The 15,895-nt window shown below is 66.1% G+C and carries 13 protein-coding genes; 7 read left to right on the forward strand and 6 right to left on the reverse strand.

The window, feature by feature from the left end; all coding sequences use genetic code 11:
• The first annotated feature begins 833 nt into the window (after positions 1–833).
• The 4 genes from NA11_RS28575 (at position 834) to NA11_RS28590 (ending at position 6,181) form a co-directional block, all read left to right on the forward strand.
• The gene (locus NA11_RS28575; RefSeq protein ID WP_069165125.1) at positions 834–1,328 is read left to right on the forward strand and encodes a hypothetical protein; all 495 of its coding nucleotides are present in this window, start codon (positions 834–836) and stop codon (positions 1,326–1,328) included.
• A gap of 310 nt (positions 1,329–1,638) precedes the next feature.
• Complete coding sequence (locus NA11_RS28580; RefSeq protein WP_069165126.1) at positions 1,639–3,198, forward strand: alkaline phosphatase D family protein; 1,560 nt, start codon at positions 1,639–1,641, stop codon at positions 3,196–3,198.
• A 122-nt stretch (positions 3,199–3,320) separates the two neighbouring features.
• Entirely contained in the window at positions 3,321–4,598 is a 1,278-nt protein-coding gene (locus NA11_RS28585) for an FAD-binding oxidoreductase (RefSeq protein WP_069165127.1), read from the forward strand.
• Positions 4,599–5,359: 761 nt separating this feature from the next.
• The gene (locus NA11_RS28590) at positions 5,360–6,181 is read left to right on the forward strand and encodes an SDR family NAD(P)-dependent oxidoreductase (RefSeq protein ID WP_141717893.1); all 822 of its coding nucleotides are present in this window, start codon (positions 5,360–5,362) and stop codon (positions 6,179–6,181) included.
• A gap of 613 nt (positions 6,182–6,794) precedes the next feature.
• Here the strand turns inward: NA11_RS28590 and NA11_RS28595 are convergent.
• From NA11_RS28595 to ctaC, 3 genes are all read right to left on the reverse strand, one after another.
• Positions 6,795–7,619, reverse strand: a complete 825-nt coding sequence (locus NA11_RS28595; protein WP_069165129.1) for a GNAT family N-acetyltransferase — start codon at positions 7,617–7,619, stop codon at positions 6,795–6,797.
• 150 nt (positions 7,620–7,769) lie between these two features.
• A complete protein-coding gene (locus tag NA11_RS28600; RefSeq protein ID WP_069165130.1) occupies positions 7,770–8,186 on the reverse strand; it encodes a cytochrome c oxidase subunit 4 in 417 nt (138 codons plus the stop codon).
• Positions 8,187–8,199: 13 nt separating this feature from the next.
• On the reverse strand, positions 8,200–9,285 hold the full coding sequence (gene ctaC, locus NA11_RS28605; RefSeq protein ID WP_069165136.1) for an aa3-type cytochrome oxidase subunit II: 1,086 nt from the start codon (positions 9,283–9,285) through the stop codon (positions 8,200–8,202).
• Between the two features lie 454 nt (positions 9,286–9,739).
• Between ctaC and asnB the strand changes: the two genes are divergently transcribed.
• Positions 9,740–11,683, forward strand: a complete 1,944-nt coding sequence (gene asnB, locus NA11_RS28610; protein ID WP_069165137.1) for an asparagine synthase (glutamine-hydrolyzing) — start codon at positions 9,740–9,742, stop codon at positions 11,681–11,683.
• 237 nt (positions 11,684–11,920) lie between these two features.
• Here the strand turns inward: asnB and NA11_RS28615 are convergent, their stop codons facing one another.
• On the reverse strand, positions 11,921–12,889 hold the full coding sequence (locus tag NA11_RS28615; protein WP_069165131.1) for a carbohydrate kinase family protein: 969 nt from the start codon (positions 12,887–12,889) through the stop codon (positions 11,921–11,923).
• 278 nt (positions 12,890–13,167) lie between these two features.
• Positions 13,168–13,524: a HesB/IscA family protein gene (locus NA11_RS28620; RefSeq protein ID WP_069165132.1), complete on the reverse strand. Its 357-nt coding sequence runs from the start codon at positions 13,522–13,524 to the stop codon at positions 13,168–13,170.
• A gap of 228 nt (positions 13,525–13,752) precedes the next feature.
• Here NA11_RS28620 and NA11_RS28625 point away from each other — a divergent pair, with 228 nt between their 5' ends.
• Positions 13,753–14,424, forward strand: a complete 672-nt coding sequence (locus tag NA11_RS28625) for a DUF3043 domain-containing protein (protein WP_069165133.1) — start codon at positions 13,753–13,755, stop codon at positions 14,422–14,424.
• 180 nt (positions 14,425–14,604) lie between these two features.
• Here the strand turns inward: NA11_RS28625 and NA11_RS28630 are convergent, their stop codons facing one another.
• Positions 14,605–14,841 (reverse strand): hypothetical protein, encoded by a 237-nt coding sequence (locus tag NA11_RS28630; protein WP_141717895.1) that lies wholly within the window; start codon positions 14,839–14,841, stop codon positions 14,605–14,607.
• A gap of 7 nt (positions 14,842–14,848) precedes the next feature.
• Here NA11_RS28630 and NA11_RS28635 point away from each other — a divergent pair, with 7 nt between their 5' ends.
• The gene (locus tag NA11_RS28635) at positions 14,849–15,823 is read left to right on the forward strand and encodes a helix-turn-helix domain-containing protein (RefSeq protein ID WP_069165135.1); all 975 of its coding nucleotides are present in this window, start codon (positions 14,849–14,851) and stop codon (positions 15,821–15,823) included.
• The last annotated feature ends 72 nt before the right edge of the window (positions 15,824–15,895 follow it).

Consider the following 15,895-nt stretch of genomic DNA (forward strand, 5'->3'; position numbering starts at 1 on the left):
CCAGTGCAAACCCCGAGACCGTCCCGCTCGCTAGGCGACCGTCAAACCCGCGGAGAAGAGCACACCAAACTCGGATCCCCAAACCCCGAGACGGCCAACGCAAACCGTCCAACAAAGCCGGACTTACCCAGGTCTCGCGAAGAGCGGAAAGATTTCCCCGGCTTTACGGTTGCCTACGCGAGTACGGCATCTCGGTGTGTGCACCGGATTAGCGTGGTTGCTTCGCCTGCCGTACCCGGCTGACCTCCGCAGTCAGTCACGCGGCGTCTTGTCCCAGCCGGGTCACTTGGCTGTGGTCCGGTTTCGAGAGCTTTCGAAATAAAAGGGTCGGCGGGTTCAAAGGGTCTGCGGGCTTCGAGATCGGCCACGTCGAATGTTCCTGCCTGCCGACCGTTTCCGCCCTACCCCCTGCGCTCTTTACCCACCGAGCACGCACTCGCCCTGCCTACCCTTGCGCTCTTGAAGTGCCGCGAACGCACTCGCCCTGACGGGCACGGGCTCACCCCAAAGCGCCACCGCCGCCTCATGGGTGGCGCAACACCTTCCGCATGTCCCACCCAGCGAGATGCGTCCGCACGAGTGGTACATGACGGAGGCGATTACGGCGTGTCGCCTCCACCATGTACCACTCGTGACGCTGCGCGCGGGCGAGTGGGACGTGTCCGTGCCAGCTGTCGACATGGGCTGCTGCGGGTCTGCTGGTTGGGGCTTCGCACGCGGGTGGATCGTGTTGGCGCGGTGCGTGTACAGCGGGGTGTGGAACGCAGCCAGACCAAGGTATTCGGGGCAACCGTGCCGATAACGACGCTCGGGTGTGTGCCGACTTAATAGGCATGAGTCTGAAAAATAGTCCGCTACAACAGTTCTCGGTTCGTGCCGGGGTTATCGTCACGACGATCGCTGCCGCGGTAATTGGGTTCGCCGGATCCGCTGGCGCTGTCCCCGGCGACCCGGTCGTCCAGTTCACCCCGACGCTGACCCGGGTCCCCGGCAACTGCGCCGCGATCATCAACGCCGAGACTGTGCCGCAACCGCAGTCCGGCACGTTCGGCGTTCGGGTGAAGATCACTCAGTCCGGCCAGAACTGTTCGCCATATTTCGTCGGGGTGAGCTGGAAGAACCTCGACTCCGGAGCAACCAATGGACAGGTGCATCCTGTCGACGCGAACGGCGTCCTTCAGCAGGCACCGGACGGCGTGATCACCGGCTTCGGCACAGCACCTGGCACAGGCAAGGTGGAGGCGTGGCTAGTGACGTACTCCGAGCACTACCCGCAGCCCAAGGAATTGGAACACCTGTCCGGCCGTGCGACGTTCACTCTCCGCTGACCACAAGGGGGAAGACAGGCTCGGCGGCTGCGGGAAGCCGTCCGAGCCAACCGCCCAGGTGAAATCGCCGGAGCAACGGCGCGACCACCCGATACTGGCCACACGCATTCGGCCGTCGAGGTTGTCTCGGGTGAAATCGTCTGGGCGGCGGGGCTGATCACCCGATACCGGCCAGGTTCGCAGGGGCGACGGGTGGGTGGGGTTTCGGTGCGGGCGGTGAGAGGGAGGACACCTTGTGGGGGAAGGGGCGTTAGCTAGCCGGACCTGGGCTGTTCACTTTGCGTTGGGATAGCTGGGTCAGGGTGAGCGCATGAGTGGATCGAACTTTTCCCGGCGCAACCTGTTGCGGACCTCGGCGCTCGGGCTGGTGGCCGCGCCCGCGTTGGCGGCGTGTTCGTCCAATGACGGGCCGGGGCTGGTTCGGCAGCGGCCCGCGCTGACGCACGGTGTGGCGGTGGGTGATCCGCGCAGTGACGGTGCGTTGATCTGGGCGCGGGCGGACGGTCCGTCGAAGCTCATCGTCGAGACGTCGTCGAGCGCGTCGTTCACCGACGTCAAACGATTCACTGGGCCGTTGCTCACTCCGGATAGTGATGGGACCGGGCGGGTGCGGGTCAACGGGTTGCCCGCGGGCCAGCAAGTGCATTACCGGGTGACATTGGAGGGCGAGAACGGCGCCACCTCCGAACCGATCACTGGCGTGTTCCGCACGGTGCCGACCAGCGCCTCGGATATCAAGCTGCAGTGGTCCGGCGATGTTGTCGGTCAAGGTTACGGAATCAACCCGGATCTTGGCGGCATGAAGATCTTCTCCACGATGGCCGCCCGCGACCCGCACCTGTTCCTGCACTCGGGCGACAGCATCTACGCGGACAACCCGGTCAAGGAATCGGTGACGCTGCCGGACGGGCGAATCTGGCGCAACATCGTCTCGGAGGCGAAAAGCGCTCCGGCACAGACACTTCAGCAGTTCCGCGGCAACTACGCCTACAACCTGACCGACCAGAACTACCTCCGTTTCAACACCTCGGTCGCGCAGGTGGTGCAGTGGGACGACCACGAGACGGTCAACAACTGGTACCCGGGCGGTCAGGTCGCCGAGTCCAAGAAGTACACCGAGCGCAGCATGGACACCCTGGCGACGCGCGCCTGGCAGGCCTTCCACGAATGGATGCCGGTGGAGCCGAAGGAGGCGGTGGACGGCCGCCTCTACCGCAAGATCTCCTACGGCCCGCTGCTCGATGTCTTCGTGCTCGACATGCGGACCTACAAGGACACCAACAACGCCAACAACGGCCCCGACGGCCGCATTTTCGGTGCGGCACAAACGAAGTGGCTGATCGAGGGGCTGCGTGACTCCAAGGCGACCTGGAAGATCGTCGCCAACGATCTGCCGCTCGGCCTGGTGGTCAAGGACGGCGAGCAGCCGAACACGACCGCGTTCGAGGGACCGGCGAACAACGATCCGGGCGCACCGTCGGGCCGGGAAACCGAGGTTGCCCAGGTGCTGTCGGCGATCAAGGCGAACAAGGTCGCGAACGTGGTGTGGCTGACCGCCGACGTGCACTACACGGCGGCGCACCACTATGCGCCGGAGCGCGCGGCGTTCACCGACTTCGACGAGTTCTGGGAGTTCGTCTCCGGGCCGCTCAACGCGGGCGCGTTCGGCCCGAACGAGCTCGATGCGACGTTCGGCCCGGAGGCGGTGTTCGTGCACGCCCCACCGGTGCAGAACAGTTCACCGCTGGACGCCTTCCAGCATTTCGGCGAGGTGTTGATCGACGGCAAGTCAAGGGAGCTGACGGTCAGTTTGTGTGACGCGGCCGGATCTGTGCTGTTCAGTAAGCGGCTGGCACCTGCGGGCGGATAGCGCTTACCTGCGCCTCGCGGACGTCCGGCGCCGGCGTCCGCTGAGGCGCGCTGTGCGGGCGGTTTACTCGCTCTCGAGATCGGGTGAGCGCCGCGGGCCGTGCTGTGGTTAGCTTGCGTGCCATGAGCACGCCGCAGTTTGTCTCCGCTGAGGAATATCTACCCCGCGATACAGCGGATGTCGTTCGCACGGTTCGGGATTCACGAGGCCGCACGGAACGCCTTACGGTGCGTGGCGGCGAGCAACTCGACGATGGACTCACGCTGCCCGCCCAGCCGACCGTGGTGTCGCTACGACGGATGAATCAGGTGCTCGACATCAACCTGGGGCGGCGGACGGTGCGGGTGCAAGCGGGCGCCAAACTGTCCGATATCGATCGGCGGCTCGGCGCGCACGGACTCGGCCTGCCGATCGTCGGCGACCATCGCGACATCACCGCAGGCGGTTTCGCGTCCGTCGGCGGGGTGAGCGCGGCGTCGCACAAGTACGGCATGTTCATCGACCAGGTTGTCGATCTGGAGTACGTCGACACCGATGGCCGCATCGGCACCTGCGGGCGCACCCATCACACCGAGCGGTTCCACCGCATCCTCGGCGCGGGCGGGCGTGCGGGCATCATCACCGCGCTCACCCTCGACGTGATCGACATCGACAAGGACCGCACCTGGCTCAACACCAACGCGGACCGGTTCCTCGATTTCGATTCGTTCGTCGAGCACGCCTACGCGGAGATCACCCGGCCGGGCAATGCGGCGCTGCAGGTCGGCCGGTGGGTCGACACCGCGCCGCTGAAGGTCGCACGGCCGGGTGGCACCGGACATGTGCAGTTGGGCACGGTGCGGTTCGGCCAGTGGTCGAGCCTGTACCCCACCGAGCCGACTCGTGGGCTGCGCGCACGGCGTGAGGTCGGGTCGCGTGCACGAAAGTCGCTCGGCGTCATCGCTTCCGCGGCGGCGGGGCCCGCGGGTATGCCGTTGCGTAATGCGGCGGCGGGCGCGGTGTTGTTCGCGCCGAAGGTGCAGACCCTGCGCGATGCCGAGTATTTGGCCGATACGGCGCTCAGTTCATCCGAGCGTGGTCCGGCCTACCGGGTGGGCGTTTTCGCGCCGCTGTCGAGCTATACGTCGGTGTTCTACCGCCTCCACGATCTGTTCGCGGGCCACCGTGAGCGCACCGGGTGCTTCACCGTCATCTCGGCGATGACCTACGGTGTGCGCTCGCGTTACCTGCGCACGGAATCCGCCGCGCGCGGTCTGTCCCCCGAGGACCACGGGCTGATCACGTTCACCTCGCGCCTGCGCCCCGCCGCGCTGCCCTCGGAACAGTTGCGCGACATCGTTTCCGGGATCGACGAGATCTGCCGCTCGGAGAACGCCCTGCGCTACGAATCCGAGGAGTAAGACCGCGCACAACCACCAGCCGCACACTTTCTGATCTCTCGCGTAGCGACTTTGCCGCACCAACACGCGTACGGATCTCAGAAGGTGTGCGGTTGTTTGCGTTTGGGGCCTGAGCTCGCTGCGGCGGGTGCCCGTCGCGGTTCCTCGGTCGTCGAGGCCATGCGCGCGCTGGTGGTCTTCTCGATCCGGTCCGGCGATCGGGCAGTTGCCGAGACTTTCCTCGGCTCGGGCAGACCTCGGACGGGACAGCGCATGTCAACCTCGCAACGGTGAGCACTGGTCGGGCCAGCGTGCCTGCGCGAGTTGCCGAGACTTTCCTCGGCTCCGGCACCTCGCGCAAACCCCGGACGGGATGCTGGACGTTGTCCCCGCAACGGCGAGCACCGGCTTGCCCGTTGTGCCTGCGTAGCACACGCCGAGCATGGCGTCGGCTACAGTCGCGGCGCCGGTCTTCGGCAGCGTCCGATGAGCTGCACAAGGCAGGCCGACACCGTGAACATTCTCGGGAACGACCTGATCGCCTGCGCGATCCAATCGTGGAGTGACGCCGTCGGTCCCGCGAACGGTTGAGCAGTCATCGCAGAGCAACAGTCACGCTGACGAACGGAGTCGGCGAAACCGCGGTGCGGAAGGTGGGACGGCCCTTAGACTGTCACGCGTCGCACCCGGTCGCTGATCGTTAGCGATACAGGCGATTCGGCACTGTCGGCGGGGTGCCGCGCGTTCGTCCAGCTCATTCGCATGTGAAGGTTGCTGTGCCGATGCTTGAATTTCGCCCTGCCCCTGCCCTGTTCGCGAAGCGCCTCCGCTCGACCGAGGAAACCCTCACAGGTAAGCGGATTCTCATCACCGACGCCTGCTCCGAGATCGGGCGCACCACCGCGGGACTACTAGCCGGACGCGGCGCTCAGGTGCTGTTGGTCGCGCGACGCAGCGACCAGCTCATCGATGCGTGCGCGACGATCCGCGCGGACGGCGGTGAAGCACACTGGTGCCGGTGCGACGTCGCCGCGCTCGGCGACGTCGACCAGCTGGTCACGTGGGTGCTCAGCGAATACGGTGCGGTCGATGTGCTGATCAACAACGCAGGTCGCCCGCTGCAGCGGTCGGTCACGCAGACACTGCATCGCTTCCGCGACTACCAAACCATGATGGCCGCCAACTACTTCGGCCCGCTGCGCCTCACCCTCGGCCTGCTGCCTGCCATGCTGCGCGCCAGTGCGGGCCACGTCGTCAACGTCGGCCCGTGGAGCGCAAACATCAGCGCCGCACCGAATTTCGCGTCCTACGCGAGCGCACAGGCCGCCTGGATCACCTTCGGCCAGTGCGCCGACGCCGAGCTCGCCCCGCACGGCATTCAGGTCTCCAGCGTCCACTACCCGGCCTTCCAGGCCGATATCGACCCCGAGGCACCCCAGGACGAACCGCACGTCCCAGCGGCCGATCAGGCCGCCCACCGGGTCGAAGCTGCCGTCCTCAGCCGTTGCCCCCGCGCCGACCCCCGGTTCAGCCGCACCCTCTACGCCCTCGCCGCCGTCGCCCCTCGCTCGACGGCCCGCCTGATGCACGCCCTCGGCAGCTAGCGCTCAACGGCCCATTTCGCTCAACGGCCCATTTAGTGCACGCCCTCGGCATCTAACGCGCGGCAAGACCACACGCCCCCACCCCCAATGCACGCCCCTCAACAACCAACCCGCGGCAACACCACACGGCGCCGCCCCCAATACACGCCCTCAACAACCAACCCGCGGCAACACCACGCGCCCCCACCCCCAATGCACGCCCTCAACAACCAACCCGCGGCAACACCACACGGCGCCGCCCGATGCACGCCCTCAGCAACAGACACCCGTCAAGACCACATCGCGCCACGCTCCTCGTTGAGGATTCCGCGCTGGATCGCGATGCTGGCGGCTGCGCTCTGTAGCGGCGCCTCTGCATCATGAGACCTTGAGGCGCAGTCGATTTCGTGGTGGTAGCGCACCCTCACTGTGCGCTGCTGCCCACATATGCCACCAGCGCAACGTGTTTCGCGAGCGCTCGAACACCGATGCAGCATCTCGAATTTCGAACACCAGCCGCGCAGGCAGCCCAGCACCCGCTGACCCACGCGGTCTCGGCGCCGTGCCGCCGCTAGTCGCCGCCCGAGAAGGCCTCGGCGGCCTTCACCTTCCGCGACGACGTCGGCCCAACACCCTAATAGCTTGCGCCGAGCCGCATTTGGATCTGCTCTTCGACGAACTCGTAACCCAACCGCTGATAGATGCCGTTGCTCGTGCGATTCGACTTGTCGGTGAACAGCAGCACCTCATGGTGGCCCGCGTCGAGCGCAACTCGCGACACGTGGTGCGTCACCGCAGCCGCATAGCCGTGCCCGCGATGTTCCGGTGGGGTGGCCACCAGGCCGATCCGCACCATCCCGGCAACGCTGCGGGAGAGCGCGGCGACCGACACCGGCTGCCCGTCGACTTCCCACAACCAGATGCCGTTGTAGGACAGCCGCTCTCCGACCTCATCGAACGGCACCGAAGTGTCCTCGTGCGCGAACACCTTGGTGAAATCCTCCAGCACCTCCCGGTCGGACTGTTGAGCGAGCCGGGCCTGCCCGACCGTCGGGCGCGGCGCCACCAGCCCATTCAACCGGTAGAGCAGCTGGTGTTCAACGACCTCGTATCCGCATCGCGAGGCTTCGGCGAAGCCCTGCGCGACACCGACCGGGCCGAGGACATATTCGACGTCGCGACCAGCGTCGCTCAACGCCGCGACCAACTCGGCCGTGTCGGCGGCAGCAAGTCCGAACAGACCCAGCGGGGCAGGCCTGGCATGGACTATCGCTCCCACTACCCGGCCGTCCCGCGACAACCAGCCGAACAGCGGCGGGTTCCCATCCCCCGGCATGTTGCCTGCGGCAACGGTCGCGCTCACCGTCAACGCGAGATTGTGTTCGGCAGGCCGAGACCGCAGGAACTCGCCCGCCGCCCTCAGATACTGATCGACATCGTCGGTGAAGCTCCAGCCCATGCCCTCATGCTGCCGAAACGGGCCGCGCGGCGCATCCCAATTGATTGCGAGTACCCCACGGCGGCAACCGGTTACCGCGTCGCTCGTTATTCCGAACCCGAAAACAGCAAGAGCCCCTCCCGCACGCGGAAGGGGCTCTTGTCAGCAAGCTCAGTGCTTTTCGGGTCCCACGTAGTACTCGAAGACCAACCCAGCGGCGGCGATCAGGATGCAGATCACGCCGAGCCCGATCAACCAGAACTGGAAGAACGCGAAGCCGGTAGCGGTGATGGCACCGGCCGCGGCCAGCGTGATGGGCCAGAAGCTGCCGGGCGAGAAGAACCCGAGATCGCCTGCACCGTCGACGATTTCAGCGTCTTCGTAGTCTTCGGGACGCAGGTCGAGGCGACGCGCAACGAAGCGGAAGTAGGTGCCGATGATCAGCGACAGGCCTGCGGTCAGCACGATCGCGGTGGTGCCTGCCCATTCCACGCCGGTACGGGACACGCCGGTGAAGTATCCGTAGATCACCGCGGTGATCACGAAGAACAACGTCAGCAGTTCGAAAATCCGCGCTTCGATCTTCATATCAGATCAGTCCTTACTTTGCCTCGGCCGCGGTCTTGGTCGTGCGCTCGGTGTTGAACGGCCGAGTCGACGTGGCGACCGGCGACTCCCCGATGGAATCGAGCGCTTCGGCGTTGGTCTTGCCCGCCTTGCGCGCGTCCAGGTACTTGGTGAACTTCTCCGGCGAGACCGCGCGGACCTCGAAGTTCATCATCGAGTGGAAGGTGCCGCACATTTCGGCGCAGCGGCCGACGAACGCGCCTTCCTTTTCGATCTTGGTGATCTGGAAGACGTTGTCCGAGTGGTTTTCCTTCGGGTTCGGCATCACGTCGCGCTTGAACAGGAACTCCGGCACCCAGAAGGCGTGCACCACGTCCGCGGCGGCGAGCTGGAACTCGATCACCTTGTTGGTCGGCAGCACCAGGACAGGCACCTCGCTGCTGGAGCCGTAGGTCTCGACCGTGTTGTAGTGCAGGTAGGACAGGATGTCGTTCTCCGGCTTGCCGTGCACCGGGCCCGGCTGCGGGTGACCGTCCTTGGTCCGCTCCTTGTACTCCTCCAACTGCTCCTGGTTCGACGCCTCACGCGTGGTGTCGATGCCGTTGAAGGTGTACTTGGCGCCGTCCTTGAAATCGACGTTGCGGTAACCGAACTTCCAGTTCCACTGGAAGGCGGTCACATCGACGGTGACGTCAGGGTTGGGGATCTTCTCGTGCACGTAGTTCTGCACGACGACGGTGAAGTAGAACAGCACCGCGATGATGACGAACGGCACAGCCGTGTAAGTCAGCTCGAGCGGCACGTTGTAGCCGGTCTGCCGCGGGAACTCCGGGGAGTCGGCCTTCTTGCGGTGGAAGGCGACGGTCCAGAAGGTCAGGCCCCACACCAGCACGCCCATCAGCAGTGCGGCGATGACCGACCAGGTCCAGAGCTCGCGCATCTTGGTGGCCTGCGGCGTGATGCCCGATGGCCAGCCGAACCGCAGCCAAACATTGTCGATGGAGCAGCCCGAGACGAGCACCGCGGTGATCCCGAGGGACACCGCCAGCCCGGCCCGCCGAAGGATACGGCCTCGACCCGAGGGTCGTGCCCCGATCACTTCGCTCGCCTTGTGCGCCACGCTCACGCCTTCCTGGTCGCCACACATTCCGACATTTGCACCGCCTGGGCTGCGACCGCCCGGCGATACGTTCTAAGCACATGTCAGGCCGGTCTCCGGTGCGCATGCGCCGCCTGAGAATGGCCTGAGTACTACGCAGCGTAGACCAAACGAGCGCCCTGTTCGTCGTCGGGTCGGATTCGACACTCCGCCGATCGCGCCCCGACCCGGGTCACCTGCGCGTCCGCTCCGGCGGGTCCGGTCAAAAGCCCTGGACAGGGTGCGCGCGAGGCGCGAACCCGGCGTGTGCGGCATACTCGGACACAACATTTCGGCCGCTGTGTTCTCCGCGAGGGCAGGCTCCGGCACGTCCCGGAACGACCGCTCGCGACAGACACCGCCCGCCGCCCCCGCAAGACATGTGGACGCCACGGTTCGGTGGCGCCCCGACCGGAGAAACGAGGTTGCCGACGCCGTGTGTGGACTGCTCGGGTTTCTGACATCTGACGAAGCAGCACCCGGCGTGGTGGAGCGGGTGTACGACGCGCTGCACTGCGTCCGGCACCGCGGCCCCGACGAGCGCGGCACCTGGCACGACGATCACATGATCTTCGGCTTCAACCGCCTGTCGATCATCGACATCGAGCATTCCCACCAGCCGCTGCGCTGGGGCCCGCCGGAGAACCGGGAGCGCTATGCGCTGACCTTCAACGGTGAGATCTACAACTACCTGGAGCTGCGCGAGGAACTGGCCGCGGCACACGGCGCCGAGTTCGCCGACGGCTCGATGTTCCTGACCGAGGGTGACGGCGAGGCGGTTGTCGCGTCGTTCCACTACTGGGGTCCCGAGGCGGTGCGGAAGCTGCGCGGCATGTTCGCGTTCGCGATCTGGGACACCGAGACCAACGAGCTGTTCCTGGCCCGCGACCCGTTCGGCATCAAGCCGTTGTTCCTGGCCACCGGGCCCGGCGGGACCGCGTTCGGCAGCGAGAAGAAGAGCCTGCTGGAACTGCTGCCCGCGCTCGACCTGAGCGATGCGCTGGATCCGCGTGCGCTCGAGCACTACACGGTGCTGCAGTACGTCCCGGAGGCGGAGACGCTGCACAAGGACATCCGGCGGCTGGAATCCGGCAACTACGCGACGGTGCGGCCCGGCGAAGCGCCGAAGGCCACCCGGTACTTCCAGCCGCAGTTCAAGGTTCGTCCGTTCGCGCCGGGCTCGGCGGCCGCGCGCTACCGCGAGATCGCCGAGGCGATGGAAGATTCGGTCGCCAAGCACATGCGTGCCGACGTCACCGTCGGCTCGTTCCTGTCCGGCGGCATCGACTCCACCGCGGTGGCGGCGCTTGCCATGCGGCACAACCCGAAGCTGATCACCTTCACCAGCTGCTTCGAGCGCGAAGGCTATTCGGAGGCCGACGTCGCCGCCGAGACCGCGGCGGCGATCGGCGCCAAGCACGTCATCAAGACCGTCTCCCCCGCCGAGTTCGCCAACGCGATTCCCGAAATCGTCTGGTACCTCGATGATCCGGTCGCCGACCCGGCGCTGGTGCCGCTGTACTTCGTGGCCAAGGAAGCGCGCAAGCACGTGAAGGTCGTGCTGTCCGGTGAGGGCGCCGACGAGCTGTTCGGCGGGTACACGATCTACCGGGAGCCGTTGTCGCTCAAGCCGTTCGAATACCTGCCCGGCGGGCTGCGGCGGCTCGCGGGCAAGCTGTCCGAGCAGATCCCGGACGGCACGCGCGGCAAGAGCCTGCTGCACCGTGGCTCGTTGAGCCTGGAGCAGCGCTACTACGGCAACGCGCGCAGCTTCAGCGACGCCCAATTGCGTTCCGTGCTGCGCGAATTCCGGCCCGAATGGACCCATCAGGACGTGACCGCGCCGATCTACGCGCAGTCGCGCGGCTGGGACCCGGTGGCGCGCATGCAGCATCTGGACCTGTTCACCTGGTTGCGCGGCGACATTCTGGTCAAGGCCGACAAGATGACCATGGCGAACTCGCTCGAATTGCGGGTGCCGTTCCTGGATTCCGAGGTGCTTAAGGTGGCCGAGGGGCTGCCGTTCGAGCAGAAGATCACCAAGGAAACCACGAAATACGCGCTACGCCAGGCGCTCGAGGGCATCGTGCCGCCGCACGTGCTGCACCGCGCCAAGCTCGGCTTCCCGGTCCCGCTGCGGCATTGGCTGCGCGGCACCGAACTCTACGACTGGGCCCAGCAGCAGATCACCGAATCGCAGACCGATCACCTGCTGAACAAGAAGGCGATCAGCGACATGCTCGTCGCCCATCGCGCAGGCGCGTCCGATCACAGCCGTCGGCTGTGGACCCTGCTGGTGTTCATGGTGTGGCACGGCATTTTCGTCGAGGACCGGATCAAGCCGGAGATCCAGGAGCCGGTCTACCCGGTCTCGCTGTAAGCCTTTCAAGATCATGGGGTACTGGTGCAGGTGCGCTCTCGGGCGATGCCTGCACTATTACCTCCTGATCTTGAAGCTTGCTCGTGCGCAGGCTAGCGGAGACGACAGAGTGCCCCTCGACCGAAAGGTCGAGGGGCACTTCGTCTTCAATACCGACGACTCACTTCGTCTTCGATCCTGTCGACTACTTCGTGTTCGATACCGCCGACTCCGGCGCTCGCCGGAATGGCGCCGACCTCAGAGCAGCGGCTTGATCTCCGCCGCCGCCTCGGCGCCGTACGCCCCTGCCAGCCGCTCGAGCGCGGCTTCCTTGTTGAGCGTCCACTCCTGGGTGCCCATCGTCTCCAGCACCAGCACGGCGATGAGGGAACCGAGCTGCGCGGAACGCTCCAGGCTGAGGCCAGCGGTGTGGCCGGTGAGGAAACCCGCGCGGAACGCGTCACCGACACCGGTCGGCTCCACCTTCACGGTCTCCGGGACCACGCCGACGGTGATCTCGGTGCCGTCCTTGTCGACGATGTGCACGCCATTCTCGCTGAGCGTGGTCACCCGGATGCCGACGCGCTGCGCGATCTCGTCCTCGCTGAGGCCGGTCTTCTGCAGCAGCAGCGCCCACTCGTACTTGTTGGTGAAAAGGTAAGCGGCGCCGTCGATCAGCTGAATCGCCTGCTCACCGTCGAGCCTGGCCAGCTGCTGGGACGGATCGGCGGCGAACGGGATGCCGAGCTCGCGGCACTGCGCGGTGTGCCGCAGCATCGCGTCCGGGTCGTTGGCGCCGACCAGCACGAGGTCCAGCGAATGCGCTTGCGCGAGTTCGGCAATGGAGATGTCGCGGGCCTCGCTCATCGCACCCGGGTAGAACGAGGCGATCTGCGCCATGTCGTCGTCGGTGGTGCAGACGAAGCGGGCGGTGTGCGCCCGCTCGGAGATCAGCACGCCGGAGCAATCGACACCGTGCGATTCCAGCCACTGGCGGTACTCGGCGAAGTCGGCGCCGACGGCACCGACGAGCAAGGGCGTGCGGTTCAAAAGCCCCATGGCATAAACGATGTTGCCCGCGACACCGCCGCGACGGATCTGCAGATCGTCGACGAGGAAGCTCAGTGACACGTGGTCGAGTTGATCGGCCAGCAGTGCGTCGGCGAACCGTCCAGGAAAACGCATGAGGTGATCGGTGGCAATGGACGCGGAAACGGCGATGGACACGAGGCTGAGCCCTTCAACGGTAGGCGACAGGCGGGTGAAGACCGGGAAAACCAAGGTCCCTGCATCACCGTAGCTCGTTCCGCCTCCCCGAGTCTTCAGCGAACGGGTAAGTGCCACGAAATTCACGTTGCGGAGCGGCAGTAGAGCAGGGACTGAGTGCTTGGCGTGCCCGGCGAGTTACGAAATCTGTTGTTCCGCTGGCATACATGCGCAACCCCACGTAACCAGTGGTCACGTGGGGCGGGCTGTTTACGCGGTTCGCCCGGTTCGGGCCAGTTTCAGTTGAACGAATCGCCGCAGGCGCAGGAGCCGGTGGCGTTCGGGTTGTCGATCGTGAAGCCCTGCTTCTCGATGGTGTCGACGAAGTCGATGGAGGCACCCTGGATGTACGGGGCGCTCATCCGGTCGACAGCCAGCTTGACGCCGCTGAATTCGACAACGATGTCGCCGTCGAGCGAGCGGTCGTCGAAGAAGAGCTGGTACCGCAGGCCGGCACACCCGCCGGGCTGCACGGCAATGCGCAGCGCCAGGTCGTCGCGACCCTCCTGGTCCAGCAGCGCCTTCGCCTTGCTGGCGGCAGCATCGGTCAGCACGGCACCGTGGGTTTCGGTGGCGGTCTCGTTCTGCACAGTCATGAACTCTCCTCGAGGAACCTGTCGTCGACCCGTGAACAGCGCACGGGTCGTGTCGGTCAACACCACTCGGCGGGCTGCTATTCCCCATCTTGCCACCACCGGGTCCTGAGCAACACACGCCCACGTGTTCAGCAACCCCAGCGGCCGTCGTCCCCACCGTGACCTGTCACACCTGCGCGAATCGGACCGCATTTCCCGCCGCGTATGTCATCGAATAGCCTGGTCGGTGTGAAATTGTTCCGTCGCGGCGAGTCCAGCACCACCGACGCGGCCGCCGATCAGACGGCGGTCGTGGACGACAGCTCGGCCGCGGGCTCCACTCGCACGGCGGTTTCCGCCACCGCGGGCAAGGGCCGTCCCACTCCGAAACGCCGTGACGCGCAAGGCAAGCGCCGCGGCCCGGTCGCGCCTGCGCCGATGACGACGAAGGAAGCCCGCGCCCGGCGCAGGGCCGCGCGTGGCAGTAAGGAGGACCGCAAAGCGGCCTCTGCCGAGCGCAAGGCTGCGGCCGCTGATCGCCGGACCCGCATGCTCGCCGGCGAAGACAAGTACCTGCTGCCGCGCGATCAGGGACCGGTGCGCGCGTTCGTCCGCGACATCGTCGATGCCAGGCGCAACCTGGTCGGCCTGTTCATGCCGATGGCGCTGGTGCTGATCCTGTCGATGTTCGTCGCGCCTGCGCTGCAGACGATCGTCACGCTGGCGATGCTGGTGATGATGGCCTTCATGATCATCGAGGGTTTCGTGCTCGGGCGGATCGTGAACAACCGGGTCAGGGAGCGTTTCCCGGACAGCATCGACACCGGCTACAAGATCGGTTGGTACGCGTTCGTGCGCGCCTCGCAGATCCGCAAGATGCGGGCGCCCAAGCCGCGCATCGGGCCTGGCACCGCCGTCTAGCCCCGTACACGAGTGCGGCCCGGCTCGGGATCCGAGCCGGGCCGCTTTTGTAGGCGGACACATGGCTTAACTGGCTCTGCAGCCGCGGAGTTGCCGCGGTCTCGGTGTTTGTCTTATTCCGTCGCGCATGTTGTCGATTCCTCTTCTGGGAGCCGTCCCGGCAGGGGCAGCCTGCGGGGATTAGTGGTGAGCGCCGCGGGCGACCATCGCCGTCAGCTCGGCCTGCATGCGCTCGGCGTCGCGGTCGGTGAGGGCGGGGGTTGATGCTGCGCTGGAGAAGCTCTGCACGAGGATCGCAAAGCCGACGATGACTGCCAGGGTGAGTACGAAAGTAACCATGGCAGTAATTTTGCGCTCAATGAGTTCCCGCCGAAAGTGGCGGTACTGCCACCCTTCGTAAAGATTCAGCCAGTACACTGATTGCATGCTGTCCAAGGTTGCGGTGGTGCTGTCCGATCGCATGGCGATGTTCGAATTCGGGGTCATCTGCGAGGTGTTCGGACTGGACCGATCCGCCGACGGCCTGCCAGCCTTCGACTTCAAGGTCTGCGGCGCCGAACCAGGAAAGCCGTTGCGGTCCACCGCCCCCGGTGTCTCCATCACCCCCGACTACGGCCTCGAAGAGCTGGCGAAGGCGGACCTGATCGCCATTCCCGCCGCCAACGCGAAGCACGGATTCGACCCGCGGGTCGTCGACGCCATCCGGGACGCCGCTGCGGCAGGCGCCATCGTGCTCACGGTGTGCTCGGGTGCGTTCATGGCCGGCGCGGCCGGACTGCTCGACGGGCGCAAATGCACCACGCACTGGGGCCACGTGGACGAGCTCGCTGCGCTGTACCCGAACGCGACCGTCGACCCCGACGTGCTGTTCGTCGACGAAGGCAACCTGATCACCAGCGCAGGCACCGCGGCAGGCATCGACGCGTGCCTGCACCTGGTCCGCCGCGAACTCGGCAGCGCGGTTGCCAACGCGATCGCCCGGCGCATGGTGGTGCCGCCCCAACGTGACGGCGGCCAACGGCAATTCATCGAACGCCCCGTCGCCACCTGCACCTCCGACAGCCTCGTCTCGACGCTCGAGTGGATGAACGACAACCTCGACCTCCCGCACACCATCGAGGAACTCGCCGCCCGCTCCACCATGTCCACCCGCACCTTCGCCCGCCGCTTCGCCGCCGAAACCGGAACAACCCCGGTGAAGTGGCTGACCAACCAGCGGGTCCTGCTCACCAAACAACTGCTCGAAGAAACCGACCTCGGCCTCGAACAAATCGCCACCCGAGCAGGTTTCGGCTCCGGCGCCCTCCTCCGCCACCACTTCCAACGCCTCGTCGGCATCGCCCCCACCGAATACCGCCGCCGCTTCGGCCCCTGCGAACCCGTCGAAACCTCCGCCTGAATCCCGCCCTCGCGCGACGGAACCAAGTCACCTCGCCCCACCCAACCGAAAGCGCCTCGCCCAGTTGACTTG

It is taken from the genome of Nocardia altamirensis NBRC 108246, assembly GCF_001612685.1.
GTDB classification, from domain to species: domain Bacteria; phylum Actinomycetota; class Actinomycetes; order Mycobacteriales; family Mycobacteriaceae; genus Nocardia; species Nocardia altamirensis.

Excerpts from the sequence above, each read along its gene's own strand:
- NA11_RS28620 (WP_069165132.1), bottom strand. The coding sequence starts at position 13,524 with ATGACTGTGCAGAACGAGACCGCCACCGAAACCCACGGTGCCGTGCTG.
- NA11_RS28585 (WP_069165127.1), top strand. The coding sequence starts at position 3,321 with ATGAGCACGCCGCAGTTTGTCTCCGCTGAGGAATATCTACCCCGCGAT.
- NA11_RS28635 (WP_069165135.1), top strand. The coding sequence starts at position 14,849 with ATGCTGTCCAAGGTTGCGGTGGTGCTGTCCGATCGCATGGCGATGTTC.
- NA11_RS28575 (WP_069165125.1), top strand. The coding sequence starts at position 834 with ATGAGTCTGAAAAATAGTCCGCTACAACAGTTCTCGGTTCGTGCCGGG.
- NA11_RS28600 (WP_069165130.1), bottom strand. The coding sequence starts at position 8,186 with ATGAAGATCGAAGCGCGGATTTTCGAACTGCTGACGTTGTTCTTCGTG.
- NA11_RS28595 (WP_069165129.1), bottom strand. The coding sequence starts at position 7,619 with ATGGGCTGGAGCTTCACCGACGATGTCGATCAGTATCTGAGGGCGGCG.
- NA11_RS28580 (WP_069165126.1), top strand. The coding sequence starts at position 1,639 with ATGAGTGGATCGAACTTTTCCCGGCGCAACCTGTTGCGGACCTCGGCG.
- NA11_RS28590 (WP_141717893.1), top strand. The coding sequence starts at position 5,360 with ATGCTTGAATTTCGCCCTGCCCCTGCCCTGTTCGCGAAGCGCCTCCGC.